The sequence below is a fragment of the Desulfovibrio intestinivivus genome (genome assembly GCF_053570665.1).
Map to the genome: position 1 here is coordinate 1,062,655 of NZ_JBRBQT010000001.1, position 24,857 is coordinate 1,087,511.

Annotated in this window: 23 protein-coding genes; 12 read left to right on the top strand and 11 right to left on the bottom strand. The window is 56.8% G+C overall.

What is annotated here, in order from left to right; all coding sequences use genetic code 11:
- Positions 1-59 precede the first annotated feature (59 nt).
- Positions 60-257, top strand: coding sequence for a tautomerase family protein (locus ACUZ9P_RS04490; protein WP_227118795.1), 198 nt, complete (start codon positions 60-62; stop codon positions 255-257).
- A gap of 35 nt (positions 258-292) precedes the next feature.
- Here ACUZ9P_RS04490 and ACUZ9P_RS04495 read toward each other — a convergent pair whose 3' ends face one another.
- Positions 293-667 carry a winged helix-turn-helix transcriptional regulator gene (locus ACUZ9P_RS04495; RefSeq protein WP_449248799.1) on the bottom strand — a complete coding sequence of 125 codons (375 nt, stop codon included), beginning with the start codon at positions 665-667 and terminating at the stop codon, positions 293-295.
- Between the two features lie 45 nt (positions 668-712).
- Positions 713-1,711, bottom strand: coding sequence for a hypothetical protein (locus ACUZ9P_RS04500; protein WP_449248800.1), 999 nt, complete (start codon positions 1,709-1,711; stop codon positions 713-715).
- Between the two features lie 147 nt (positions 1,712-1,858).
- Here ACUZ9P_RS04500 and ACUZ9P_RS04505 point away from each other — a divergent pair, with 147 nt between their 5' ends.
- The 4 genes from ACUZ9P_RS04505 to ACUZ9P_RS04520 all read left to right on the top strand — a co-directional run bounded on the left by ACUZ9P_RS04505 (position 1,859) and on the right by ACUZ9P_RS04520 (position 9,442).
- Positions 1,859-2,875, top strand: coding sequence for an NAD-dependent epimerase (locus ACUZ9P_RS04505; RefSeq protein WP_449248801.1), 1,017 nt, complete (start codon positions 1,859-1,861; stop codon positions 2,873-2,875).
- On the top strand, positions 2,872-5,100 hold the full coding sequence (locus ACUZ9P_RS04510) for a peptidase U32 family protein (RefSeq protein ID WP_449248802.1): 2,229 nt from the start codon (positions 2,872-2,874) through the stop codon (positions 5,098-5,100). The genes ACUZ9P_RS04505 and ACUZ9P_RS04510 overlap by 4 nt, the downstream gene beginning before the upstream one ends.
- Before the next feature lie 124 nt (positions 5,101-5,224).
- On the top strand, positions 5,225-6,082 hold the full coding sequence (locus ACUZ9P_RS04515) for a methyltransferase (RefSeq protein WP_449248803.1): 858 nt from the start codon (positions 5,225-5,227) through the stop codon (positions 6,080-6,082).
- A gap of 54 nt (positions 6,083-6,136) precedes the next feature.
- Positions 6,137-9,442: a UvrD-helicase domain-containing protein gene (locus ACUZ9P_RS04520; protein WP_449248804.1), complete on the top strand. Its 3,306-nt coding sequence runs from the start codon at positions 6,137-6,139 to the stop codon at positions 9,440-9,442.
- A 264-nt stretch (positions 9,443-9,706) separates the two neighbouring features.
- Here the strand turns inward: ACUZ9P_RS04520 and ACUZ9P_RS04525 are convergent, their stop codons facing one another.
- The 3 genes from ACUZ9P_RS04525 to ACUZ9P_RS04535 form a co-directional block, all read right to left on the bottom strand.
- Entirely contained in the window at positions 9,707-9,964 is a 258-nt protein-coding gene (locus tag ACUZ9P_RS04525) for a hypothetical protein (protein WP_298997712.1), read from the bottom strand.
- 118 nt (positions 9,965-10,082) lie between these two features.
- Positions 10,083-11,522: a sigma-54-dependent transcriptional regulator gene (locus ACUZ9P_RS04530; RefSeq protein WP_449248805.1), complete on the bottom strand. Its 1,440-nt coding sequence runs from the start codon at positions 11,520-11,522 to the stop codon at positions 10,083-10,085.
- A gap of 92 nt (positions 11,523-11,614) precedes the next feature.
- On the bottom strand, positions 11,615-13,966 hold the full coding sequence (locus ACUZ9P_RS04535) for an ATP-binding protein (protein ID WP_449248806.1): 2,352 nt from the start codon (positions 13,964-13,966) through the stop codon (positions 11,615-11,617).
- Positions 13,967-14,188: 222 nt separating this feature from the next.
- Here ACUZ9P_RS04535 and ACUZ9P_RS04540 point away from each other — a divergent pair, with 222 nt between their 5' ends.
- The 4 genes from ACUZ9P_RS04540 (at position 14,189) to ACUZ9P_RS04555 (ending at position 17,835) form a co-directional block, all read left to right on the top strand.
- A complete protein-coding gene (locus ACUZ9P_RS04540) occupies positions 14,189-14,656 on the top strand; it encodes a cytochrome c3 family protein (RefSeq protein WP_449248807.1) in 468 nt (155 codons plus the stop codon).
- Positions 14,649-16,232, top strand: coding sequence for an ammonia-forming cytochrome c nitrite reductase subunit c552 (locus ACUZ9P_RS04545; protein ID WP_449248808.1), 1,584 nt, complete (start codon positions 14,649-14,651; stop codon positions 16,230-16,232). The genes ACUZ9P_RS04540 and ACUZ9P_RS04545 overlap by 8 nt, the downstream gene beginning before the upstream one ends.
- A gap of 431 nt (positions 16,233-16,663) precedes the next feature.
- Positions 16,664-17,002 (top strand): C40 family peptidase, encoded by a 339-nt coding sequence (locus ACUZ9P_RS04550; protein WP_298997995.1) that lies wholly within the window; start codon positions 16,664-16,666, stop codon positions 17,000-17,002.
- Positions 17,003-17,250: 248 nt separating this feature from the next.
- Positions 17,251-17,835 carry a MerR family transcriptional regulator gene (locus tag ACUZ9P_RS04555; RefSeq protein ID WP_298997723.1) on the top strand — a complete coding sequence of 195 codons (585 nt, stop codon included), beginning with the start codon at positions 17,251-17,253 and terminating at the stop codon, positions 17,833-17,835.
- An 88-nt stretch (positions 17,836-17,923) separates the two neighbouring features.
- On the opposite strand, the gene ACUZ9P_RS04560 is transcribed toward ACUZ9P_RS04555, so the two are convergent.
- From ACUZ9P_RS04560 to ACUZ9P_RS04570, 3 genes are read right to left on the bottom strand one after another with little or no spacing between them, the layout of a single operon-like run.
- On the bottom strand, positions 17,924-18,388 hold the full coding sequence (locus ACUZ9P_RS04560) for a GNAT family N-acetyltransferase (RefSeq protein ID WP_449248809.1): 465 nt from the start codon (positions 18,386-18,388) through the stop codon (positions 17,924-17,926).
- Positions 18,389-18,391: 3 nt separating this feature from the next.
- The gene (locus tag ACUZ9P_RS04565) at positions 18,392-19,198 is read right to left on the bottom strand and encodes a DsbA family protein (protein ID WP_449248810.1); all 807 of its coding nucleotides are present in this window, start codon (positions 19,196-19,198) and stop codon (positions 18,392-18,394) included.
- A 27-nt stretch (positions 19,199-19,225) separates the two neighbouring features.
- Positions 19,226-19,615 (bottom strand): response regulator, encoded by a 390-nt coding sequence (locus ACUZ9P_RS04570; RefSeq protein WP_298997730.1) that lies wholly within the window; start codon positions 19,613-19,615, stop codon positions 19,226-19,228.
- Positions 19,616-19,921: 306 nt separating this feature from the next.
- On the opposite strand from ACUZ9P_RS04570, the gene ACUZ9P_RS04575 reads away from it, so the two are divergent.
- Positions 19,922-20,710 carry a ParA family protein gene (locus tag ACUZ9P_RS04575; RefSeq protein WP_022659024.1) on the top strand — a complete coding sequence of 263 codons (789 nt, stop codon included), beginning with the start codon at positions 19,922-19,924 and terminating at the stop codon, positions 20,708-20,710.
- A gap of 8 nt (positions 20,711-20,718) precedes the next feature.
- Here ACUZ9P_RS04575 and ACUZ9P_RS04580 read toward each other — a convergent pair whose 3' ends face one another.
- Complete coding sequence (locus tag ACUZ9P_RS04580) at positions 20,719-21,123, bottom strand: hypothetical protein (protein ID WP_449248812.1); 405 nt, start codon at positions 21,121-21,123, stop codon at positions 20,719-20,721.
- A 391-nt stretch (positions 21,124-21,514) separates the two neighbouring features.
- On the opposite strand from ACUZ9P_RS04580, the gene ACUZ9P_RS04585 reads away from it, so the two are divergent.
- Positions 21,515-22,459 carry a ParB/RepB/Spo0J family partition protein gene (locus tag ACUZ9P_RS04585; RefSeq protein ID WP_298997734.1) on the top strand — a complete coding sequence of 315 codons (945 nt, stop codon included), beginning with the start codon at positions 21,515-21,517 and terminating at the stop codon, positions 22,457-22,459.
- Between the two features lie 103 nt (positions 22,460-22,562).
- Here ACUZ9P_RS04585 and ACUZ9P_RS04590 read toward each other — a convergent pair whose 3' ends face one another.
- Both ACUZ9P_RS04590 and ACUZ9P_RS04595 read right to left on the bottom strand, forming a co-directional pair.
- Positions 22,563-23,954, bottom strand: a complete 1,392-nt coding sequence (locus tag ACUZ9P_RS04590; protein WP_449248813.1) for a transcription antitermination factor NusB — start codon at positions 23,952-23,954, stop codon at positions 22,563-22,565.
- Between the two features lies 1 nt (position 23,955).
- Entirely contained in the window at positions 23,956-24,597 is a 642-nt protein-coding gene (locus ACUZ9P_RS04595) for a DUF116 domain-containing protein (protein WP_449250235.1), read from the bottom strand.
- Here ACUZ9P_RS04595 and ACUZ9P_RS04600 point away from each other — a divergent pair.
- Positions 24,490-24,789 carry a hypothetical protein gene (locus ACUZ9P_RS04600; protein WP_449250263.1) on the top strand — a complete coding sequence of 100 codons (300 nt, stop codon included), beginning with the start codon at positions 24,490-24,492 and terminating at the stop codon, positions 24,787-24,789. The genes ACUZ9P_RS04595 and ACUZ9P_RS04600 overlap by 108 nt on opposite strands.
- Positions 24,790-24,857 lie beyond the last annotated feature (68 nt).

Genomic DNA, 24,857 nt, shown 5'->3' on the forward strand with positions numbered 1-24,857 from the left:
TGCAGTTTCGCAAAATATGCGGAGCGCAAGCCGCAAGATCAAACGACAAGGAGCAAATCATGCCCGTCATCACCATAGCCATGCACAGCACAACGGAAGAAGTGAAGAAGAACCTGATTGAAGGCCTGACCGCAGCCGCAGTGGCGGCAACGTCCGTTCCGCAGGAAAAATTTGTGGTATTTGTTGAGGAATACGCAACCGATGCCATCGGTCTGGGAGGCCGGACGCTCAAGGCCATCAAGGCTGCGCAGCAATAGTCGCGGCCCGATTATGCAGGAATCCCCGGAGGAGGCTACGCGAGCCTTTTGCTGAGCAGTTCGCTCCAGCGTTCGGCCTCCTCCGGGGCCACTTCCATAGCCCAGGTAATGGCCCAGGCTCCAAATGGCTCCAGAAGAAGGCTCAACTCCACACCCATGCCTGTCAGAGCATAGCCGTCATTGGTGGTGCACACGAGTTTTGCCTCGCGCAGTTCTTTCAAGCGGCTGTTGAGTACCGCCGGGGATATGGATTCGCAGGCCTCCTGCAAGGCGCGGAATGTGGCCGGGCCCTTGCGCAGTTGCCAGATAACGCCCATGGCCCACCGTTTGCCCAGCAGGTCAAACAGCGCCATGAGCGGCACGCCGCTGCGGGAACCTCGAACAGGTTTACCTGGTATGGGTATGCTCATGCTTCCGCCGCATTCGTGCTGAACAATATGGTGCCATATCAGCAATTAACCTTGCTTGCGGGGCTTTTCCGCCTCATCGGTTGCGGAGGTCGCGGCCTTTGAGGCGTCAGCGGGACTGGCTGCGCTGTCCGCAGGGGTCGTGTCAGCCGTATCTTCAGCCGAAGCTGCCGTGTCGGGGCTGATAATTTCCGCATCGGTCACATCGTCATCATGCCCTGCTGATCCATTCCCGTTAGCTGCGCCATCACCCGATGCAGCTTCGGCGTCAAGGGCCGGGGGCAAGGCCTGCGCCTCCACCACATGCCCACCAAGAGCCAGACGCTGCACCTCATTTTGCGGCAGGGGTATGCAACCCTTGTCCACCAGCACGATGCCCGTGCGCTCAAGCACTTCGCGCCGGTATTCATATTCCTGCTGCATGCGGTGATGCCGGTACACAAACCAGCGGTGCACCAGATAGCACACGGCAATAAGTGCGGCCAGACTGCCCGCAAGCCAGGGGATATATTCTGCCAGCGCGCCGCCAAGGCGCATCAGGGCAGAGAAAGCCCCGTCCACAAAAAACAATCCCGCACCCAGCAGCATGATGCCCAGCAGCAAAACCACCGTGGGCGCATTGCGGATTATGGCATAGAAACGGCGCAGCCGTTCAGGAACTTGCTCATCGTCAGCCGCCTGCCCTGCTCCCTGCCCGCCCTGCATGCTGTCCTCGCGCCCGAGATAGCGCGAAACCCAGGTGCCGGAAAGGTGCACAATGAGCATCAGCCCCACAGGGGCGAGCACCGCGGCCACGGCCCAGCCAAGCCAGGGGAAACGCGCCAGCGGCGGGCCGCCGGGAACATCCGGCGCGGCATGCATGACGCCGTAAAAAAAAGAAATGCCGCCAACAATCATCTCTACAAAAAAGATGGCGACCATAAGATATATAAGCGCGTCCTTGTACGGGCCAGCGTACCAGGCGGCGCGATCCTGACGGCGGCCTTTATCCGCAGAAGATGCGGACTTGCCTTGCGCTTCGGATCCTTTATTCTCTGCTTTCTGCATTCGTTACCTCGGTCCCCAAAACATACGATGCGGCGCTTTTTCCCGCAAGCCCCCATACCCCGAAACAAGGATTTCACCGTTGCGCGCCGCTCTTGCCCAGAACGCGCATCTGGCTTACTTTGCCTGCATGCACACTGGGAGGTTCTCATGCATGTTCTGGTAACAGGCGCAGCGGGCTTTATTGGATACCATCTTTCCCAACGGCTTCTGGCCGATGGGCACAGCGTGGTGGGCGTTGATAATTGCAACGACTATTACGATGTGCAACTAAAAAAAGATCGTCTGGCCCAACTTGTCGCCATGCCGGAGGCGCAGCGCTTCCGCTTTGAACCTCTGGACATGGCCGATGGCCCGGCAATGACCGCCCTGTTTGCCCGCGAAGGATTTACCCATGTGGTCAACCTTGCGGCGCAGGCTGGCGTACGCTACAGCCTCCAGAACCCGGAATCGTACCTCAATGCCAACCTGCTGGGCTTTGGGCATATTCTTGAAGGTTGCCGCCAGAACAAGGTGGGGCATCTGCTTTTTGCCTCGTCTTCTTCCGTGTATGGCATGAATACCGCACGGCCCTACAGTGTGCACCATAATGTTGACCACCCGGTCAGCCTGTACGCCGCCACCAAGAAAAGCAACGAACTGATGGCCCATTCCTACAGCCACCTGTTCCGAGTCCCCTGCACGGGATTGCGCTTCTTTACGGTATACGGCCCTTGGGGCAGGCCGGACATGGCCCTGCACCTGTTCACCACCGCCATTGTGCGCGGCGAACCCATCAAGGTGTTCAACGAAGGGCGCATGCGCCGCGATTTTACCTATATCGACGACATCATCGAAGGCGTGGTGCGTCTGCTGCCGCTGGCCCCGCAGCCCGACCCGGACTTTGACACCGCAAATCCCAACCCCGCCAGCAGCTCCGCGCCCTGGCGCATCTACAACATAGGCAACAACAATACGGTGGAACTCAACGATTTCATCAGCACCCTTGAAGACGCCCTTGGCATGAAGGCCCGCAAGGAACTTCTGCCCATGCAACCGGGCGATGTTGAATCCACCTGGGCCAATATTGACGACCTCACCGCCGCCACCGGCTTTGCCCCTTCCACGCCTCTCAGCGAGGGTATAGCCCGCTTTGTGGCCTGGTACAAAGAGTATTATAAAATATGAACGACACTTTCTCCACATCTGCGGATCATCTGAACATATCCGCCCCCACGCCCGCCCGGCCCGAAATTCTGGCTCCGGCGGGCGACGCGCCTTCATTCCTGGCCGCTCTTGCCGCCGGGGCAGACGCCATCTATCTGGGCCTCAAACATTTTTCGGCCCGCATGCAGGCAGAAAACTTTGGCCTGACGGAACTTTCGCGCCTGACAGACCTTGCCCATGCGGAAAACGCCCGCGTTTACGTGGCCATGAATACCCTGGTCAAGCCCAACGAGCCGGCTCAGGCCTATCGGCTGGCGGCGCGCCTTGCCCGTCAGGTCAGGCCAGACGGGCTTATCGTGCAGGATCTGGCCATGCTGGATCTGGCGCGTCAGGCTGGTTTTGAGGGCGGGCTTTATCTTTCCACCCTTGCCAACCTCACCCATCCGGAAAGCCTTGTGCAGGCCAAAAAACTCGGCGCCAACCGCGTTATCCTGCCGCGCGAGCTTTCCATTGATGAAATCCGCACCATGGGCGAGGCCTGCCCCGAAGGCCTTGACCTTGAATGTTTTGTGCACGGCGCACTCTGCTACTGCGTTTCGGGCCGTTGCTACTGGTCGAGCTACATGGGCGGCAAAAGCGGCCTGCGTGGCCGCTGCGTACAGCCTTGCCGCCGCGTGTACCGCCAGGGCGGCCCTGCGGCCATTGCCCTTGTGCGCAATGCGGAACGTGAGGAACAGGACCGCATGCGCCAGGAACAGTCGCGCATGGACATTGCCCGCAAAAACCGCACTGGGCGTGATGGGCGTGGCAAGGCCGACGACCGCCGCAACGAATCTTTTGACGCGCCCCGCCGCCCAAGCTCACGCGGGCAGATACGCGGCAAGGAGCACAACGGGCGCTGGTTCTCCTGCCTCGACCTTTCGCTGGATGTGCTGGCAAAAACCCTGCTGAACATCCCCCACCTTGTGTCGTGGAAGATCGAAGGCCGCAAGAAAGGTCCGCATTACGTGTACCACGTGGTCACGGCCTACCGCATGCTGCGTGACAACCCCGGTGATGCGCAGGCCCGCAAGGCTGCGGAAGAAATTTTGCAGATGTCGCTGGGGCGACCCTCATCCCGCGCGCGCTTTTTGCCGCAGAAGGACCATACCATCCCCACAATGCCGGACGGTCAGACCAGTTCCGGCCTGCTGGCGGGCAAAATTCGCATTGAACCAGAAGGCGGCATAACGCTCAAGCCCTTCTTTGAACTACTGCCGCAGGATTACCTGCGCGTGGGCGTTGAAGACGAGCGCTGGCATGCCACCATGCCCGTAACCCGGCGTATTCCCAAGGGCGGCAGCCTTACCCTGCGCCTGCCCAAGCACAAGACGCCCAAGGCTGGTACGCCCGTTTTTCTTATAGACCGGCGCGAACCCGAGCTTATGCGCATCATCAAAAGCTGGCAGGCGCGCCTTGAGGCCATGCCCTCCCGCCCCAGCAAGGCCGTGGAAAGCGATCCGCGGCTGCCCAAGCCCATCAAGGCCAAAACCCGGCCCGACATGTACGTGCGCTCGAGCGTGCCTCACGGCAAGGAAACCCGCACCGGCCGCAGCCAGTTGCAGGCCCTCTGGCTTTCGGCACGCAGCGCCGATCTTTCGCGCACTGTTGCACCGCGCATGTGCTGGTGGCTGCCGCCGGTTATCTGGCCTGACGAAGAAGAAACCATCCGGCGCTCCATCGGGCGGCTGTGGCGTGACGGCGCGCGACATTTTGTGTGCAACGCTCCGTGGCAGCGCGGATTGTTCCCCGAACAGCTTGAAGAAAACGCCGACCTGTTAGCCGGGCCTTTCTGTAACGCGGCCAATGCCTCGGCCCTTGGCATACTTGCCAGTATGGGATTTTCGGGCGCGTTTGTAAGCCCTGAACTGGCGCAGGAGGACATGCTGGCCCTGCCCGCGCAAAGCCCCCTGCCCCTTGGCGTGGTGCTTTCCGGTTACTGGCCCGTGGGCATCAGCCGTTTCGGCATGTTGGGCGTCAAACCCAACGAGCCATTCCTCAGCCCCATGGGCGAACCCTTCTGGGCGCGGCAGTACGGCGGCAACATCTGGATTTATCCCGGCTGGCCGCTGGATATCACCGCCAAAAGGCAGGAACTGCTCTCGGCGGGATACGGTTTCTTTGCGCACATGCAGGAAAATCCGCCAGCCTCCGTGCCTGAAATGCGGCGCAAGAGCCTGTTCAACTGGGAAGGGGATCTGCTGTAGAAAGCATGCCTCCCCAAACATCGGGGGGGGCTGACCGCATTCGCAGCATCCTGACACATACTTGCGGGCCGCCGTCAGAAACCATGTTCTGTCGGCGGCCTTTTTCCGGCGCAGGAAGCCCCCAATGCACACGGATGAACCATCTTACAGCGCCCGACAGCTTTTTCCACGCGGGCTTGAGCAGCCGGAAGGCAGTTTGCGCTTTGGCGCGGACGCCCTCCTGCTGGCTGCCTTTGCCGCCCGGCACGTGGAAAGCCTGAACGCGCCACGTCAGGTGCATCTGACAGCAGCAGAACTTGGCTGCGGCTGCGGGGCTGCCCTGCTGGGGCTGGCCTTGCGCTGCGCTGGCATTACCGGGTTGGGGCTGGACAGGGAAGCGCCGCTTGTGCGGGCCGCCACGGCCAATGCCGTGGGCCTTGGCTTGACAGACAGGCTACGCTTTGCCGAAGCTGATCTGGCCGACAGAAAACTCTTGCCAGAACAGGCAGACGCGACAGGCGTCAGCCATGCCGGAAAGTTTGATCTGGTTCTGGCAAACCCGCCCTATGGAGTAGCCGGGAGGCCCACGCCCCGCCATATGCGCGAACGGGCGCTGCGTGGCGCACAGGGCGAGGAAAACCGGGAATACGTGCTCCAGCTATTCTGCCGAGCGGCGGCAGCTCTGCTGCGGCACCAGGGCTGTTTTTACTGCATTTATGACGCACCGGCGCTGCCGCAGTTGTGCGTTGCCTTGAACGATGCGGGCCTTGGACTGCGCCTCCTGCTGCCCGTACGGACGCACAGGACAAAACCCGCATTGCGGATTCTGGCTCTGGCCCGCAAGAATGCCGCGCACGAAACCATGATTGAAACGCCGCTGACGCTGCACACCGGGGCACCCGTCAATGGCAGCCCTGAAACCAGTAGTAGAGTCATGGGTGGCGGCACGGGCGGGCCTCGGTGGTCTGCCCAGGCGCTGCGCTTCTGCCCCTGGTTGGCCTGACGCATGCTTTGCCGTGATCAATCCCGCACAGATTCCATCCCTACAGGGTGAATTATGAATTTTATAGCTGATCTGCACATCCATTCCCGTTTCTCGCGCGCCACAAGCAAGGCTCTCAATCCTCGCCATCTAGCGGCCTGGGCGCGCTGCAAAGGTATCAACGTACTGGGCACCGGGGATTTTACGCACCCCCAGTGGCGGGCGGAACTGGCGGAGCAGCTCGTGCTGGACGAACACACTGGCCTGTACAGGCTGGCGGTTGAGCCGGAAACGCTTGAGTTCATGGGTGCCAAGGCTGGCCCGGGCATGCAGGAATCCACCGCTCCGCTGTTTTTGCTGCAGACGGAAATCAGCTCCATCTATAAACGCGGCGGCAAGGTGCGCAAGGTGCACAACCTTGTGTTTGTGCACAACCTTGAGGATGCGGAGCGCCTTTCGTTGCGGCTGGCGCAGATCGGCAACCTCAATGCCGATGGCCGCCCCATTCTGGGGCTGGACTCGCGCGACCTGCTTGAAATCATGCTGGAATGCGCGCCCGGTTCAGTGATGATTCCCGCCCATGTGTGGACGCCCTGGTTTGCGCTTTTCGGCTCCAAATCAGGCTTTGACAGGTTGGAAGACTGCTACGGCGATCTTTCGGAGCATATTTTTGCACTGGAAACGGGCCTTTCGTCCGACCCTGCCATGAACCGCCTGATCAGCAGGCTTGACGGCTACGCCCTTGTGTCCAATTCAGACGCGCATTCCGGGGCCAACCTTGGGCGCGAGGCCAATCTGTTTGCGGGCCGCCCCAGCTATGCGGGCATGTTTGCGGCCCTGCGCGCCTCTGCCCGGCGGGAAGACCAGAGCAATCTGGACTGCCGCTTTCTCGGCACCATGGAATTCTATCCTGATGAAGGCAAATACCACCTTGACGGGCACCGCGCCTGCAATGTGGTGCTGGAACCTAAAGAATCGCTGGCTCTTAACAATATCTGCCCGATCTGCGGCAAGCCGCTCACTGTCGGCGTACTGCACCGGGTGCTGGAACTGGCAGACAGGGAAACCACGCCGGATCTCCCGCGCGAACCGGAAGTGCGCCCACTGATTCCGCTGGCCGAAGTCGTGGGTGAAATCCTCGGCGTTGGCCCGGCATCGCGCCGGGTGCAGGAGCGTTACAGCAGCCTGCTGCGCGAACTGGGGCCGGAGCTGGATATCCTTTGCAGCCTGCCGGAAGCAGACATCCGCGCTCACTGGGAGCCGCTGGGCGAAGCCGTGGCCCGCATGCGGCGCGGTCAGGTCTACCGCGAAGGCGGTTATGATGGCGAATATGGCACTGTGCGCGTTTTCTCTCCGGAGGAACTGGCCGATGCGCGCGGCACCCTGCCGGGCGTAAAGGCTCCTGCCAAACGGGGACGCAAAAAGGCTGAGCCGCCAGAGGCTGCGAATGCGCAGGCAACTGCCGCACAGCCAGCATCCGTGCGCGTGCGCCGGGCCAGCCTCCCTCTTGGGGGTGATGCCGCCACAAAAACTGCAAGCAATTTTTCTGCGGTAAAATCCGCAGCTACAACTGACACGCCTGCGCAGGCCTTTGCCTATTCTGACGAGCAGCAGACGGCGCTTGCAGCGGGCCCAGCGCCAGTGCTGGTGCTGGCTGGCCCTGGCGCGGGCAAAACCCGCGTTCTGGTGGGCCGTTTGCAATGGCTTGTGGAACAGGCCGCGGACATGCGCAGGGTGTTGGCCGTCACCTTTACGCGGCGCGCTGCGGATGAACTGCGGGAGAGACTGGCCAAGGCCTTTGAGGGTACCTCGCAAGCTGCGCTGCCGCAGTGCGATACGCTGCACGGCATGGCCTGGGCGGCCCTGCGCGCCGCCAGCGCCGACAATCCTCCCCTGCTGCTTGGCGAGGATGCCGCGCTCAATCTGTTTTATCTGGCGAATCCGGAACTGGAAAAACGCGATGCGCGCAAACTGTGGGATGCCCTTGCGCTGGCGCGTGAGGGTGGTGTTCTTGCCCAGGAGCCTGCTCAAAGCCCGCTGGCCCTAGCTGCTGCCAACTACGCTGCGCGCAAGAACATGGGGCAGCGCTATGTGGACTACGCCGACCTTCTGGACTGGTGGCTGGAGTACGCCCGCACCCTGCCCGAAAATGAGCGCCCGCAGCACGTGCTGGTAGATGAAGTGCAGGATCTTTCCGCTGTGCAGCTTGCCATTGTTCGCGCCTTGCTGCCTGCTGATGGGCATGGATTTTTCGGCATTGGCGACCCGGATCAGGCCATTTACGGATTCCGTGGCGTTACGGGCCAAAGCGAGATTAGCCTGCGCGCCTGCTGGCCGGGGCTGAACGTCTTCCGCCTTGGGCAGAGCTTCCGTTCCAGCCAGAGCGTGCTGGACATGGCCCGCAGCCTCCTGCTCCACAAGGGGCAGTGCGGCCCGTTGCTGGCCGCGCAATCGCTCACGGCTGAACTGCGGCTCTTTTCCGCACCCGATGAGCGCACAGAGGCCCGCTGGGTAGCCGAGCGTGTTCGGCATCTGCTGGGCGCTACGGCCCACACCCTGCTGGATCACAGCAAGGGGGACGACCTGCACGGCCTGGCCGGAGCACTGGCACCGGGCGACATTGCGGTTCTTGTTCGCCTGAAAGCGCAAATTCCCCCCTTGCGGGCTGCCCTTGAACAGGCGGGGATACCTTGCGCCGCGCCCTCGCAGGATGGATTCTGGCAGGACGCCACATGCGCACGCCTGTTGGGCTTGCTTGGCTCTCATTGCGGTTTTGCGCAGGTACCCACCGAGGATCAGGAGGACGCAGTGCCGCAAAGCTGGACAGCAGCAGAGAGCCTGCCTGCGCCAGAGCGCATGCTCCCCTGGCTTGCGGAACAGCCCTGGGCTGGAGAAGTCTTTACCGGCAGCCGCCCTTGGCGCGAACTGTGCCGTCTGTGGCACCAGAGCGGCCACTGGACGGGCTTTTTTGAGCAACTGGCATGGCTTCAGGAGGCCGAGCTTGTGCGCGCCAAGGCCGAGAGTGTGCAGATTCTGACATTGCACGCATCAAAAGGGCTTGAATTTCAGGCTGTTTTTCTGCCGGGCCTTGAAGACGGCCTTTTGCCTTTGCGCCGTGAACTTTTGTTCCCTGCCGCGGATGCCGCCACCAGCAGCGCCCAAAGCGAGGACAACGAGGCCGAGGAACGCCGTCTGCTGTACGTAGGTCTGACGCGTGCTGCGCGGGCGCTTTTTCTCAGTCATTGCGCGCAGCGCACTCTTTATGGCCGCACCCTGCGTTTGCAACCCTCGCCCTTCATGGGCCAGATTTGTGAATTCTGTCGGCACAGCACCCTCGCAACGCGCACCCGCAAGGAACAAAAGCAGATCAGCCTGCTCTGATCCCCTGCCCCTCCCACGCGTTCAGCAGCGGGATGAAGAACAAAAAAAGCGCCATTGGCGCTTGTGCATTTGCGGGATTGATTTCGGCCTGAGGCAGAGACGGACGATTTAACGGGTCATATCGGGCACAGGGGCATTGCACCACGCTTGCCCCTGTACTTGAACGGTCTGGAAACAAGGGCGCAACAGGCTGTCCGGCCTGACAAACGCCACACCCGGCAAAACTGCTCAAGAGTGCATCACAACGTGACGCAATAAAGCCGCTTATTCTTCCAGCCAGGAGTCATCTTCAAGCACCTTGTAACCGCGCACGATGAGGTACGCCACTCCGTCCGCTTCTTCCATGATGCCTGAAACTTCCACGGGCACGCTGACTTCGTCATCCAGGTCAACCCCGGCGCCGCGCGGCACAATGCGGTATTCCACATCATCCTGCACAACAGCGACACGGGCCTGGCGCGCATCCACAGAACGCGGCACTGCCGCAACATACCCTCTGACAGTAATGGGACTCTTGTTCATAAGCTCTAACATTGCCTTTCAATGCCGATTTTTCTCGCCTATAGCTCCTTTTATTTCCTGACGCAAGCATCCCTGGCTCTTTACCGCGTTTTTTTGCTCGACCTGTCTGAAGTCCTTGCTACAGGCCGTTTTTTTTCATCAGCTCATACCAGTGCCCGCGCGAAATACCTGCCACTTCCGAGGCTTTTCGCACGTCTTCCGAGCACATGTCCCAGACCTGCCGCACGTAGGCTTTTTCAGCCTGCGATTTCCATTCTCGCAGGCTGGGCGGTTTTTGCCCCACCGTATCATTGACCAAAAAACCATTTTCGACCGCATTTATTCCCGCGCTGCCACTCCCGTGCAACCCGCCATTCTCTTTGACCGGCGGCACGGTTCCCTGCCCCATGCGACGCCGCACGGAATCCACACGCATGCGCGTGGGAAGATGCGCAGGCAGGATCAGATCACTTTTACCCGCCGTAAGACACGCCCGCTCAAGGCAATGGATCAGTTCACGCACATTGCCGGGCCAAGTGTACTCCAGCAGCACATCCAGAGCCTCATTGGAAAGAGTTTTTTCCGGCTGGTCACTGCCCAGACAAAAACGCGCAATGGCCTGTCGCACCAGCGCAGGGATTTCATCAAGCCTCTCGCGCAATGGTGGAATTATAATGGTGAGGCCTTGCAGCCTGTAGAGCAGATCTGCCCGAAAGCTGTTTTCCTTGGCCATGTGTTCCAGATTTTTGTTGGTGGCGGCAACCAGCCTGAAATCGCTGCTGACCTCACGCACCTCGCCCACAGGGCGAAAACGCCGCTGCTCCAGTGCGCGCAAAAATACCCCCTGCATGGGCTGAGGCAGGTCACCCACTTCATCCAGAAACAGCGTACCTTTGTCTGCCGCAAGCAGCAGCCCCTCGCGCGCCCTGTCCGCACCAGTGAACGCGCCGCGGCTGTGGCCGAACAAATGGCTTTCCACCAGAGTTTCTGGCAGCGAGGCGCAGTCAACCGTTATAAACGGCCTGGCTGCCCTTGCACTGTTGCGAAAGAGTGCCCGGGCAAAGAGTTCCTTGCCTACCCCGGTTTCACCCAGCAAAAGCACATTTACTTCGCTTTTTGCGGCCTGCGCCAGCAGTTTCAGCGCGCGGCTCATGCCGGGGCCGCTGCCAAGGATATGCCCGCTGTCCACAACAAGAGCTTCTGATACCGGGGTACGGTTTTGCCTGAATTGCAGAATTTGCCGCAAACACTGCTCAATATCGCGCATCTGCAAAGGTTTGGTGAGGAATTCCCATGCTCCGGAGCGCAAGGCTGCTTCGGCATTGTCGCCATCGCCGTTGCCAGTGATGACAACCACATCCGGCGCGCCCGGCAAATGCGCAAAGTCGGCCTGATATTCAAGCCCGTTACCGTCCGGGAGCCATACGTCCAGCAAAACTACATCCACAGGCTCGTTGACCATACGCAGTGCCTCCTGAATGGAGGCGGCCAGCAGGGTTTCGTGCCCCATGCGGTTGCAGACCACCTGCACCATTGTGCGCATCAGCCCTTCATCGTCCACCACAAGCACTTTGGCCATCAGCTTATTCCCCCTGCAATCCTGCTTCTGCCGATTTTTCTGCCTGCACGTTTTACCGCGCTGGCCAGCAACTCCAGCTGCGCGCATGTGCGCTACGCGGTCTTGCCTTGCTCCACATCTGCTGTCAGCGCCTGAACGGCTTCCTGCATTGCGGAGCGCAATTTTTGTGCTTCTTCTGCGATAGCTCCTGCTTCCGCACCTTCTGTCGCCGTCGCTACAGCGCGCAGATGGTCAAGCCGCATGACGCCTGCCGAGTTTTTGCAGGCATGGGCTGTGCGCCGCAGTTGCTCAAAATCACCCGTTGCAATGGCGGCATCCAGGGTTTGCAGACGCTCGTGAAGTTCATGTTCCAATACGTTGGCAAGGCTTTTCAGCACGTCTTCATCGCCATCCAGAACTTCAAGTGCGGCGTTGCGGTTCCAGACTAAACTTTTGCATTGTATGTCAAATGATTGATGCTCAGTATTGGCGGTTTCAGATATGTTCGGCATTGCGTTTTTTTCCTGGGTGACATTTTGGGGCTTGCCTGGGCAACCTGTCGACTTTTCTGCCGACTTTGCTGTCACCAGTTTTTCCAATTCATGGCGCAACTGCTGAAAACTCAAGGGTTTTAAAAATACGCCATCAGCGCCAAGCTCCTCGCATTTCCTCAAAAACGAGTCGCTTGTTGTCGCTGTATAGACAACGGCGAGGGTTTTTGCTGGGGACAAAGTATCGCCATTCCGCAAAGCCCGCAGCACATCCAGTCCATCAATGCCGGGCAACCGACTGTCGAGCACAAGCAAATCCCAATGCCCTTGGTGAGGATTCCGCAGCAGTTCCAGTGCCTTTTCACCAGTTTCAGCCACTACGGGCTCTGCCCCCATGCCTCGCAGCATATGCTGCATGGCATAGGCAATGGATGCGGTGTCTTCCGCCACCAGTACCTTTTTGTGGGCAAGTAACTGGTTTGCGCAACACGACTGCTCTGACTTGCCCGCATTCTCCCGGCTGCTGGCTTGTACGGGTTGCGAACACTGCGAAAGCAACACGTAAAGCGTAAAACAGGCCCCCTGCCCTGTACGGGAAACCAGCTCCACATTCCCGCCCATAAGCCGTGCAAGAGTGCGGGCAATGTTCAGGCCGAGGCCAGTTCCCGGAGTGCGGGCGGTATCGCGCCCCCGCTGAAAACTCTCAAACACTCTGGCCTGATCTTCCTGCGACATGCCGGGACCTGTATCAGTGACAGAAATTGCCAGCTTCAGATGTTCACTGGTGCTTTCAAGGGCTGTGGCGTAAATGCGAACAGAACCTGCCTCTGTAAATTTAACCGCATTGCTGACAATGTTGCCCAGGGCCTGTCGCAGTCGAAAGCTGTCGCCCACCGCGCATTGCGGTAAATTTTCGTCCAGGCCGAAGGTAAGGGTAATCCCCTTGCTGTCGGCAATGGGCCTGTAAAGACTCACACAGCTTGCGAGGCACTCCCGCAGGTCAAAGGGCGCGGCTTCAAGCGTGGGGGTTCCCTGCTCCAGTGCTGCGTGGTCAGTTATGTCGCCTACCATTTCCCACAGGGCCTCTGCGGCTTGTGCAAGATAGCCCAAGGCCTTTTTGCGTTCTTTTTCAGGCAGATCAGTACGCTGGGCCAGTTCGCTCATTCCCACAATGGCTGTCAGCGGCGTGCGCATGTCGTGACTGAGGTGCCCCATAAACGAACTTTTCATGCGGCTGGCTTCCTCTGCCAGCCAGCGCCTGTGCGTAAGATTGAAGGTCAGGCCGCCGATGGCAAGCACCCCTGTGAACGCAAGCAGGCCATACAACAAGCGCATGTTGTAGCGTTGCCTTTCCAGCCCCCTATGGAATGAGCTTGCGTCCTGGCTCACACTGATGCCGCCAAGCACTTCTCCCACTTTTTTGTTCACATGGCAGCGCAAACAGCTTTGCTGTGCCATAAGTACGCTCAGCAGGCGCAAGCTTTGGCCATTGCCGGGCTGGGGAGCTGAAAACACTTCGGGGGTTTCTTCCGCACAGCGGGCAAGTGCAGACTTTTCCCACACATCTGCCATGTTTTCAGGCCGCAACGGCGCGCTGCTTATCACGCTGATGGTCACCCCTTCGCGCGAGCTGCGCTCCGCCAGCTGACGGCTCATGTATGCGGGGTTGACCAGAACAAGGGTGCGCCCATCCTGCGTGGTTACTGTGCGTTCCGATTCCGGCAACCAGGGGTTTGGCTGGCCGTAATCGCTTTTTTCAACATAAACGCCGCCATGCGCGGCATTCCAGTTTCTTGCGTCCATCAACTGCTGCGCCATGGTTGAAAGTCGTGTATGCTCCAACTCAAGACTATGCTCAGCATTGACCTGCACTGCCTGACTGTAAAGAAAGCCAGTGAATCCAAGCCAGGCCAAACTGGCAACAAGAACCAACCACGGCATCTTTTTCGACTTTACAAATGATTCGCCCAGCATGCTCACCCTTCCGGTGGTGTTGTCATTTATTTCTGAATCTGTCTTTTTTATCTGAATTTTTCTGTGACAGAAATCACTCTTTTTCTTTCAATTTCATGCAATTAGCTTATTTATCTACTAATTATTTTTTTATTTTATTTGCTGGTTTTGGTACGTTTCTTGTTTTATTAAGAGGGATGCCGCCATGGGGGCGGCACACAAGGAGCGCGTTAAGGAGGCTCTATGGGAACACCCCGCAATGGACCATGGCTTAAGGTGCTGTTGGGCGGCGTTGCGGCGGGAATGGTGCTTTTGGGTGTGCTTGCGTACGCCATGACGACAACTGACCAGCGACCTTTTTGCGCCAGTTGTCACATAATGCAGGAAGCCGCCGTGACCCAGAAAATGGGATCACACGCCAAACTTTCCTGCAATGAGTGCCATGCCCCGCATAATCTGCTGGCCAAGCTGCCGTTCAAGGCCCAGGAAGGTCTGCGTGACTTTATCGGCAATGTTTCAGGCCACGACATTCCGCGTCCTTTGAGTGTTCGCACCAGGGATGTGGTTAATGCCAACTGCATGGCCTGCCATAGTCAGACCAATGTCAATGTGGCCAGCATGGACGCCAAACCCTACTGTGTGGATTGCCACAAGGGTGTGGCCCACATGCGCATGATGCCTATAAGCACAAGGACGGTAGCCAATGACTAAGAGCAACATACACAAGGCCCTGGGAGTGGCGGCCCTGCTTGGCATAGCTTTGCTTGCGGGCTGTCAGGATGTTTCCACTGACCTTAAGCCCCCCAAGTACAAAACTTCCATACCTGAAAGCGAAACCCGCATCTCTGCTTTCCAGAAAGATTTTCCCCAGCAGTACGCCTCGTACATGAAGAACAACGAATCCTCGGTCATGACAGAATACAAGGGTTCCATCCCTTACCACAAGAACGACAACGTCAATCCCCTGCCCAAGGGCTTCAAGCATGCCCAGCCCTATCTCAAGAATCTGTGGCTGGGTTATCCCTTCATGTACGAATACAACGAAGCGCGTGGACACACCTACGCCATTGAAGATTTTCTCAACATTGACCGTATCAACCGCTTTGCCGCTGACGGCAAGGGCGGCCTGCCCGCCACCTGCTGGAACTGCAAAACCCCCAAGATGATGGAATGGGTCAAGCAGTACGGCGATGCTTTCTGGTCAAAAGACGTCAATGAATTCCGCAGCAAAGACAAGATCAACGAGATGGATGAAACAATTGGTTGCGCCAACTGTCACGATCCTGTGACCATGGAACTGCGCCCTTACTCCGAGCCGCTCAAAGACTGGTTGAAGCGCAGCGGCCAAGACTGGGCCAAGCTTTCGCGCAATCAGAAACGCAGCCTCGTGTGCGCCCAGTGCCACGTGGAATACTACTTTACCCACAAGGACAACGGCCCCGCCGCCAAGCCTGTGTTCCCCTGGGACAACGGCTTTAACCCCGAAGACATGTATCAGTACTACAAGGGCCACGGCCCCAAGGGCGCCGATGGCAAGCCCGGGCCTTTTGTTGACTGGACGCACGCGGCCTCCAAGGTCGGCATGATCAAGATGCAGCATCCTGACTATGAAATGTTCCAGGACGGCCCCCACGGCGCTGCTGGCGTTGCCTGCGCCGACTGCCACATGCCCTACATGCGTGAGGGCGGCAAAAAGGTTTCCAGTCACTGGATGACCTCGCCCCTCAAGGATCCGGAACTGCGCGCCTGCCGTCAGTGCCACGCCGACAAGACCGCCGACTACCTGCGCGGCCGTGTGGAATACACCCAGAAGAAGGCCTTTGACCAACTGCTGAGAGCGCAGGAAATCTCAGTCAAGGCGCATGAAGCCGTTCGTCTTGCCAATGCCTATGAAGGCAAGCGCGCCGCCGATTACGACGCCCTGATGACCGAAGCGCGCGAAATGGTGCGCAAGGGCCAGTTGTTCTGGGATTACGTTTCTGCGGAAAACAGCGTTGGCTTCCACAACCCGGCCAAGACGCTTGATACGCTCATGACCTCTATGGAATGCAGCCAAAAGGCCGTTGACCTTGCCACCAAGGCCACGGATTTTGGCATTGCCGAAGCGCTTTCCAAGGATATCAAAGAAGCTGTGCCGCCTATTCTGGAAATGAGCCGCAAGCTGCAGCAGGACCCCGAATTCCTCAAGAAGAACCCCTGGACCAAGCTGCTGCCCACCTTGCCCAAGGCTGATCAGGTTTGGGACAATCAGACAAGGATCACTTCTGAGGCAAAGCCTGCCCAGTAACCCGGATTGAATGTCGCGGCCCGCTCATGCGGGCCTCTGCCCCCACTTAAGCAAGGCTCCATGCCGGAGCCTTGCTTTTTTATTGCGCGCTGTTAGTGACAGTGACTCTTTGAAATCATTACGGTATCTCCAAGTTTAGTCTCGAAAACCTGAAAATCAGAAGATTCGGCATAAACAGGCACACAAATTGCTTAATCCTATGCAGCACATAGCGTGTTATATTTTTGACTATTGCAAATTTATTTGCAAATACAGCAGGTTGCAGCATGGAAGCAGCAATGCACTCAAACACTTGGCGACGATGGCGCAATTTTGCGCTACTCTTGGCTTGCGCCGTACTTCTGACAGGTTGCGGAGCTTTCAGGTCAGCGCCTGATGGCGGCCCTGCCCCAGAATCTGCGCGCAAAGTGGTTAAAACGGCCTACACGCAAATGGGCACAAAATACAGACCTGGCGGAGCGTCACCACAAAAGGGCTTTGACTGCTCCGGTTTGATCTGGTGGGCATATAAGCAAAACGGCGTAAAAGTACCGCGCATAACATCTGATCAGGCGCACACAGGGCAACAGATTCCGCTCACGGCGGCTCGCCAGGGCGACATTTTGGTATTCCGCACAGGCTCCGGCCCCAGAGGCCTGCACACAGGCATCTATGCTGGCAGCAATTCCTTTATCCACAGCCCCAGGCGCGGGGAAAATGTGAGGGTTGAGAGCCTTGATGTACCATACTGGCGCAACAAACTAATCGCGGTAAGGCGGGTGGTGTACTGATCAGCAGCAGCGCCACCGCGTAATCACGCAATTGTTTATTTTATTGGCGGTAACGGCATAGTCTTTACCGCCTTTTCTGTTTGCTGACTTGCTATTAAATTTTGTTTGGAGTATTTCCAAAAGAATTACATCGGAATCACTTTGTTGCTGATTTCCGTTTCTGCCCACTCCTTTTATCCGATTCAAATTGCCGGGTGACGCGCCTCGTAGCGTGTTTCAGGCGTCCTTTGCCCGGCGCGGGAGGAGACATGGCTCGCAAGGCTGTAGTTGCTGAAAGCCTGTTGAGTATTGCGGATATTTCGCGCCATTTTTCCTTGCCAGAATCCACCACCCGCTATTACTGCAAACGGTTTGCCCATTTTATTCCCAGTGTTGGCGATGGCCGCAGACGCCGCTATCGACGCGAAACACTGGATGTCATTGCGGCTGTGCTTGAGCAGATGCAAAAATCCCGCACGGCTGCGGCTGTTGAAGATGCGCTTAACGCGCGCTTTCCGCGAAATGCCGTTGCTGTTGCGGATGCTGATTCTTCCACAGCCATTGCTGAAATTCCCTCAAGCAATGACTATTTTCCCTCAGTTGCACTCCAGATTCTGGAGCGCCAGACAAACGCCATTGAGGGGATTGCCCATCTGCTGCAACTTGTTGTGCAGCGGCTCCCTGCCCCAGGTGACAACAATACGCCAGAGGTTGGGCTTCTGCGCCAGGAAGTTGCAAACTTGCGTGTTCTGCTTGATTCGTCCGAAAAAACGCAACAAGCCGACCTTGATCAGTTGCGCTCATGGATGACCAAGGTTATCCGCAATCGCGGTGGGTCAGGACAATCAGAATAATTTTACCAATGAACATGAGAAAGGCCGCGCAATTGCGCGGCCTTTCTTGCTTGCGGAACACTCCGCCAGAACATCACTTTGAGGCGTGTCACTCACTACTGAGCTTGCTGATTTTCTCCAGCCAGACCAGTTCAACCCCGGTTGCGGTTTGTGCTTTTTTATACGTAATGAAGCCGAACTTTTCGTATAACCGCAAATTGCGTTCGCTCTTTGCGCTGGTGAAGAGTTCATACCGGGCGGCCTTTGTTGCGGACAAAATTGCCGTCATCAGTGCAGAACCATATCCCCTACCCTGCCATTGCGGCAGCACGGCAAGGCGGCCAATGTGGGCAGTGTTTTCTGCAAGGTGCGCCCTGACCGTTCCTGCCAGCGTTTGCCCATCCAATGCCTTGAGTATGACGCCCGTGCGCCATTCCTCCACCAGATTCTCAAGCGTTTGCGTGAGAGGCGGGATATCCCAATTTTCTACCAACCTCGCTTCGCTTTCAAACGCAGCCTTTTGCAGGGCCAAAATCTGCGGCAAATCGGATTCACAGGCTGGCAGGATTATCATGTGCTACTTGCTGTTTTTCAGCGCCATATCAACGGCACTCTTAAAGAGATCAAGCGGCAGGGCTCCGCGAACCACCAGGTTGTTCACGAGGAAGTACGGAGTTCCCTCAATACCGAGCTTCTGGGCATCCATCTGATCTTCAGTGATGATGTCCGTAACCTTTTTGCTGTGCACATCCTTGGCAAGGCGCTTCATGTCCACATTGAGGCCTTCAGCAGTCTTTTTCAGAAAGGCTTCACCTTCGGCAATGAGTTTATCTCTGTCTGCAAAGAGTGCTTTATAGAACTGCCAGGCCTTTTCTTCGCTCTGCTGCGATATGGCTACAAAATATGCCGAAGCAATGTTGGCCGGGCCTTTGTCGTCCAGAGGCATGTTTTTGAAAACAAGGCTCACGTCCTTGCCGTATTCCTGCAAAATGGCGTCCACAGTTTTGGATGCTTGCTGGCAGAAGTGGCAGGTAAAATCAGAAAAGGCCACAATGCGCACTTTGGCCTTGGACGCACCCATAACCGGACGGCCTTCAGTTTTAACCGTTTTGGTCACCTTCATGTCTTGCGCCCACTGGGCCTCAAGGCTGTGCTGGCGGCGAAGATTTGACCCCTGCTGAGCAATATCAAGCACAGACTCGCTTTGCCTGCGCAACACATCCATGACCAGTTCTGGCCGCTCACGGAACAGTTTTTCAAGCAGCTTGGGCAGGTTTTCTTCCGTAACTTCTACGGCATTTGCAACGGCGCTCATGCCGGGCACAATCCCAGCAGCCATGCTTGAAGCCAGTATAAAGGACGCCACCATTCTTTTACTAAACATAACTTTCCTCATTTTCTACGCGCTCGCTTAGCCCTGCTCCGCCTCAAGGCGAATCTGTGTTGCGGCGTCCTCAATTTTAAAGAGCAGCTCATCAATGTCAACAGGCTTCATCAGGTAGCCAAATGCCCCCTCGCTCATGGCCTGAACCGCAAGCTGCATGTCAGCATGACCAGAAAGCAAGATCACCTGAGTTTTTGGCCATCGGGAATGGATAATCTGCAAGGCGGACATGCCATCCATAACCGGCATTTTTACATCCATTATTATAATACCAAAGGGGAACTGCTCCATGGCATCCACAGCTTGTTGCCCGTTAGCAGCGGATTGGCACTCATACCCTCGGCGCCCAAGGCGCTTGGAGAGTATCCGCGTTACATCTGATTCATCATCAACCAACAGCACTTTTGCTAGTTCCATACTTTCTCCAGCCAAGAGATTGTGCCATTTTTTTACGCGCTTTAGCTTTACGGGGCAAGTTTTGTTGCTCAATCTGCTTTAAGCCTTGACGCTCTCACCACACTCTTTTACAAACAACCCATTGCAGCTTCCAGCGCCGCCCCCATGTTTCATGTGAAACACGAAGTTTTTCCTTCAAGTGAACCATGAAAAAAGGCGGCAAAGCCAGAAATTTCATGCTCGTTGACGTATCTGCTCCTGACAGGCCCGCCTGACAGTTGAAGCAGCAGTTCCTCTAAAATCAGTCAAATTGACTGGGAGGCCTCAATGGCGCGCATCATTTCCATCGCAAATCAAAAGGGCGGGGTGGGCAAGACCACCACTGCCATCAACCTTTCCGCTGCTCTTGCAGTCATGGAAAAAAAAGTCCTGCTCGTTGATTGCGATCCGCAGGCTAACAGCACCAGCGGCATTGGCCTGCACCAGGAAGACCTGCACGGCGACCTGTACAACACCTTTTATGAACCAGAAAAGTTGAAAGAAAATATAGCCAAAAGCCGCTCTCCATTTCTGGATATTTTGCCTGCGAGTACCAACCTTGTGGCCGTTGAGCTGGAACTTGTGGACAAAATGGCGCGCGAATTTTTCTTGGACGAATGCCTCAAAAGCGTGCGCAACGACTATGAGTATATTATTCTCGACTGCCCTCCTTCCCTGGGTCTTTTGACGCTCAACGCCCTCTGTGCGTCCCGCGAACTGCTCATTCCGCTGCAATGCGAATTTTTTGCACTTGAAGGCATCGTCAAGCTGCTGCAAACCTACGAGCAGGTGAAAAAACGGCTCAATCCTGATCTCTCACTACTGGGCGTAGTGCTGACCATGTATGACACGCGCAATCGCCTGACGAGAGAAGTTAAAAACGAAGTGCGCCGCTGCTTCCCCGAACATCTGTTTGAAACAGTCATTCCCCGCAACGTACGCCTTTCTGAAGCGCCCAGCCATGGCAAATCCATCATCCATTACGATATAAAATCCAAGGGGGCGGAAGCCTACCTTGGCTTGGCCAAAGAAATCGTACTACGCAGACCAAGCAAAAAAAATACTGTTCTGCAATAGGCGCAAGACTATTCTTTGGGCGTGGTATGTTCTATCGCAACGTGTTTGTGAAAGTGCTTCTGCCGGATTGTGGTTCCACATGCACGGCAATGAAAAACGAGCAAGCCGCCAATATTAGCGTTGGTCAGAATAAATGGGTGTTCTGGATCATTGCGCCAATCCTCGGTGCTGGCAGCACAGTGGGGGCAGGTAACTGAAGGACTGTAGGGATATTTGAAATCCCAAAATTTCATGAGCTCTTCAAAACTTTCCAGCGGGCCTGCTGCCTGTTCAAGCTCTTGCGGTTTTTCGTTTGCTGCCAAAATATTGCGAACCTTGGGCTCCATTTTTTCCCAGAGGGGCCAGGGAATGATCACAGAAGAAATATTGCCCTTGATATCGGTGATGTACTGAAGCTGCGGGTTATCCAGCATAACAAGTCCTTGAAGTAAAAAGCGGGGCCAAGCCAAAGTCGAACTTTGGAACAAAAAGATACGCCTCGCACAAGGGCAAAAGACAGCCCATTGCGCAACTGATCAGCCAGGCAGGTTTCTGCCAGAAAACAATAGCGCATAAGGTGCCGCGCCCCAAGGGCAAATGTCAAGGAAACTGCAACGAAGTTCAGGTGTTTTACGCAATGAGCTTGCGACCAAAAAATTTACCCTGCATCGTGCAGCAAATGTTTGGCATATACAAATATTGAATGAAGGCAATCACGCAAGCGGTTTGCTGAAACGGCAATCCGCAATGGCAACGGGCCTACACCACTGAGGTTCGAACACTGGTTGTATTGCCGCAACCACAGCTTATGCTGGAGGAAGAGAAATGAGCAGCAGCAAGGGATTGGGCAGAGGGCTTGACGCACTGTTTGGTGGAACCGCGCCAAAGCAGGAACCGCAAGGGTTGGAAAGCGCAGTGAACCTGATGCCGATTACGGCCTTGCATCCCAACCCCAATCAGCCGCGCAGGCACTTTGACGATGCCGCATTGCGGGAACTGGCCGATTCCATCAAATCGCAGGGAATTATTCAGCCGTTGCTGGTGCGACCGCTGGGCGGCGAAAATACCTATCAGATTGTTGCGGGTGAGCGCCGCTGGCGTGCCGCGCAACTGGCGGGGCTCAAAGAAGTTCCCGTTTATGTACGCCAGCTGAGCGACAAAGAGGTTATGGCCGCTGCTCTTATTGAAAACTTGCAGCGCGAAGATCTCAACCCCATTGAAGAAGCCGAAGCTCTCCAGGCCTTGCGGGATGCCCTTGAGCTAACGCAGGAAGAACTGGCAAGTCGACTTGGCAAAAGTCGCCCAGCTATCGCCAACGCATTGCGTTTGCTGCAACTGAGCGCAACTGCACGAGCCGATATTCAGGCCGGATTGCTCAGCGCTGGGCACGCGCGATGCCTGTTGGGCATTGACGCGCCCATTGCTTCCGAAGCGCTGCGCCAGCGCATCCTGAGCCACAAGCTGACCGTGCGCGAAGCAGAAGACGCCGCGGCATTCTGGCGTGGGCACAACGCCCTGCCCTGGGAACAGGAGGACACGACTCCGCAACCTCGCGCCAAAGCCCCCAGAAAGAAAAGCCCACAATTCAAGACCCTGCAAATGAATCTTTGCTCCAGCATTGGCTGCAAAACACAGGTAAGCGGCGATGAAAACAGCGGCCGCATTGCGTTTGCATACGGCAGCCGCGAAGAACTTGAACAGCTTTTGCAGAAACTGGGTGTGGCCCTGCCGGAAGCAGAAGAAAAATCTACAGAAAATCCCGCTGGATAAGCAGCGGGAAAATACGCCAACAGAACAGAATAGCCTGCCCTACCAATCAGAGGATAAGCGCAATGCGGAATCATTCCATTGCGCTTATCCTTTTTTGAAAAGATCAAACCTTACGCAACAGCGCACCAAACATGCCCTCAAGCCAGGGGTGCTCATGTGGCGTCTGCCACTGCCTGAGCACCTGCAAGCCGTCTGATTCACGCACAAGGTGTTCAATCTGCTTTTCATTCTCATTGGGCCGAAGGGTGCAGGTAATGTAGGCTATCTGGCAGCCCGAATGCATCCTTTCAGCAAGGCTGCGTAAAATGGATTGCTGCAAGCTCTCATGCTCAATGGCTTCTTGCGGGGGCCTACGGCGGATATCAGGCCTGCGGGCAAGAACACCAAGCCCGGAACAGGGGGCATCCACAAGCAGATAGCCATCCCAATGTGCAAGCGGCGGTTTGACTGCATCGGCAAGTGCAACAGCCGGGCAGGCAAGACCCAGCCGTGCGCACTGACCCGGCAAACCCGCAAGGCGCTGCATGCTGCGGTCTGTAGCTAGAGGAACCGCAATCCCCCGCTCAAGCAAGGCAACAGTCTTGCCACCAAAACCAGCACAGACATCCCAAATAGGTTTATCCCAGTCGTAGAGCCCAAGCTCCTCAAGAACAAGCTGCGAACCAGCGGATTGAAACGAAAGCGCGCCTTCACCTTGCAAGCCCTGCAAAGAACGACCGCATACGACAGCCGGCTGCGCACCTGGCGCAAAAGCAATCCCCCACTGCCCCACCGCTTCGCCACCACTGGCAAGCAGATCCTCACGCAATGCCACGGCAACAGAATGTTGCGCGTTGACGCGCACCGCGCTCCAGGGTCGCTCAAACGATCTACGGGCAAGTTGCAAGGCGACATCACGCCCATAGTGCTTGTACCAGTGCCCCATGATCCACAAGGGCAAAGAATAGAAAAGTCCCATGTGCTCAGCGCATCCGGCCTCCGCACCCTTGGACAGATAAAAATCTTCATGCATGGGGGCGTCTGCAAGGCGCTGTACTGAACGCAAGGCCCCGTTCGCTACACGGGCCAGCCCTTGACCGTATAAAGCCTGTGCAGTCTCAACAGCGCTAAAAACAGCGGCATGATCTGGCACTCTGTCCTGAAACAGCAGGCCGTATACCGCAAGGGCCAGCACATGCAGAAGAGGCCTCGGCAGGGATTGCGGGCGCGGCAACACTCTGGACAAAATAAACGCAATGCGAAGTTCCGTTCGCAGGTATCCGTATACAAGCTCTGAGCATAGATTGCGCTCAACTGGGGCAAGGCCTGAAGCTTCTGAGCTGGAAGCAGTTGTGGACGCACTGGACAAAGCCGCTGCAAGTGCCTGCTGGGCTGTCATGCCGGAATCAACCAACAACAAAGCCCACAGCGCGCAATGACGTGCCGTGGGGCAAAGCTTGCGAATTTTCCCAGGCAAGGGCGCAGGGCCTGATTGGGCAACGCGAATTTTAGCCATGTTATGCCCTGCCCTGATGCAAGGGTTGAGAAAGGCCAAGGAAAATCCGCACGGCGTCTTCCAGCGCCTTCATGGGCACAAGCGTATCAACGCACGGCCCATGTGGCCTCTGGTTGAGAACACCAAAAACAGGCAAAGGATAGCTGTCCTGAATGCCGGATGTAAGGTCACGTTCGCAAGCGACAGCAATAATGCACCGCGGGCGCGTTTGCACCACAATGCGGCGGGCAATGGTGCCGCCAGTGGCAATGGCAAGCCGCACACCATATTTGTCCCTTAATGCAAGCAACTCACCAACCGGGCATTTGCCGCAACGCTGGCAGTTGTCCGGATTATGGACAAGCCGCTGGGGGCACAAGGCCTGCTGAACGCAATGCGGTAAAAGCAGCAAAAGCTCCTGCGGCTGCGCCGTACAGCCACTGGCAAGCACCAGCTCGTTGTTCACCTTGATAAAGCTGCGCCGCACTCTTCCTCTGTCAATGCCAACTGCTTTTGCAAGCAATTCCATAAGGGGAAAAAACAGACGAATGGTGACATGCCGCACACTATCTACACCAGGCAGAGATTTTCCCGTATAAATATGAAATATAAGAATAATACAAAGCCACAACAAGGCAATAATAACAACAAAACCAAAACCCATGCTCAGCGTAGGCAGCCAGTGTTGCGTAGAGAAAAAACCAATCCATGGCAAAATAAGAAAAAATGCAACCCCGAGGCACAGCAGAAGGCACGAAGCCAGCATAAGCCCGATAAAAACGCGTTTTCGCGCACCACCATACTGCTCTGGGGGCAAAGAAAAGGGCGATTTACGAAACATGTGACCTCGGTTTGATGAGTCAGAAGCAAAAAACAGTCTTGAGCCTCAAAATCGCACAAAACTGCCCTTATGAAAAGCGCAAG